Here is a 1,472-nt window from a genome sequence, read left to right on the forward strand (position 1 = left end):
AATTTTAATCAGCGAGTCAGCTTGGGAAGAAATGACCTGCTTATTCGCACCTTCCAAAGTTGTTTTGGACTGTAGGAGTCCAAGAGACAATGACATTACATACAACGCCGTGTAACGGATTTTACATTATTACAAAGCCTGTGTTACAAGAGAGTTATGGACATGATTGAAAAAATATGTGAAGTAATTGATGGTGAATACGTCTGTGATATAGATATTAGCGTTGAAGAATGGAAGATTTTATTAAGGGATAAAAAAGTTTTTGATGACAAAAGTATTGCAGCGTTAAAAAAATGGTTCATTGAGCCAGACCATTCCTGTACATGTTTCGATATCGGCAAGAAGTACGACCTGCACAGTATGAGTGCTAATGGTGTAATCAATGGGTTGGGTGGAAGAGTTCAGAAGCAGCTTGGCCGATTCGAGGTTAAAGGAGTCGGAAAGATTGCTTCCGGGACAAAATTCATTACAGTCATGAAAAGTAGAGAAATTAAAGGAAACCCAAAGCGAAATTTATGGACTATCCGTGAAGAACTTGTTCAGGCAATAAAAGAACTAGATTTTTTTAGTACGAACGAAAGCTCAAGCATTGATTTTTACTCAGATAATGATTTGATCACTGCTCTAGAAGAAAGTAATCACTTTGACGTTACTCAGACATTTGAGTATAGCGAAAAAGCGAAACCTAAGAAAGCTGCAATAGAAGTCAAAAATGGACTCTCATACCCAAGAAGTAAATCTGTTTCAAAAAATGCGCTTAACAAAGCTGATTATAAATGTGAAATTAATTGCGACCATCCAACGTTCAGAAGGCGAAACTCTCCTCTAAATTACACAGAACCTCATCACATTGTCCCGATGTCAAAGCAAGACTATTTTGAGAATTCACTGGATGTGGAAGAGAATATCATATCACTATGTTGCAACTGCCATAAACAAATTCATCTTGGCAAGGGGTTTGAAGATATGTTGAGGAAAATATATGCCGAGCGGAAAGATGTATTAAAAAAAGCGGGAATCGAGATATTATTAGAGGATTTGATTCTTTTTTACAAGATGGAAGGTAATTAATCTTCGAGAAGATGCATGCTTATTTTTATTTTTTTAGCAATGAATGTGAAATACTGCCTGACTATCAATCCTGTCATGTGGTTCAGATTTATGGGGGAGGATTTTAATATTTTACCAGCATGGCATGTCGATCAATCGGTTAAGTATAGCGCCAGGTAACCAGACGGATTTTCCCTCTCAGGCGGGAGTCGTTATCCATCGTCCAGTACCTGATTAAAAGTAGGAGTAATTACAAGAAAATTAAATTGTATGACTATTATTTCCGTTCAGAAAAGAAAGTTACATTAAAAACCCGAAATTATTATGGTTATTAATTAGTTAAGTGCTATATATTTTCGTGTCCGGGGGGTAATGACTCCAACTTACTGATAGTGTTTTATGTTCAGATAATGCCCGATGAC

1 protein-coding gene is annotated in these 1,472 nt (G+C 36.5%); it reads left to right on the forward strand.

The window, feature by feature from the left end; genetic code table 11:
* The first annotated feature begins 162 nt into the window (after positions 1-162).
* A complete protein-coding gene (locus HX884_RS26380; protein WP_001372261.1) occupies positions 163-1,071 on the forward strand; it encodes an HNH endonuclease in 909 nt (302 codons plus the stop codon).
* Positions 1,072-1,472: the final 401 nt, after the last annotated feature.

The sequence above is a fragment of the Enterobacter sp. SECR19-1250 genome, assembly GCF_013391025.1.
Taxonomy (GTDB): Bacteria; Pseudomonadota; Gammaproteobacteria; order Enterobacterales; family Enterobacteriaceae; genus Enterobacter; species Enterobacter cloacae.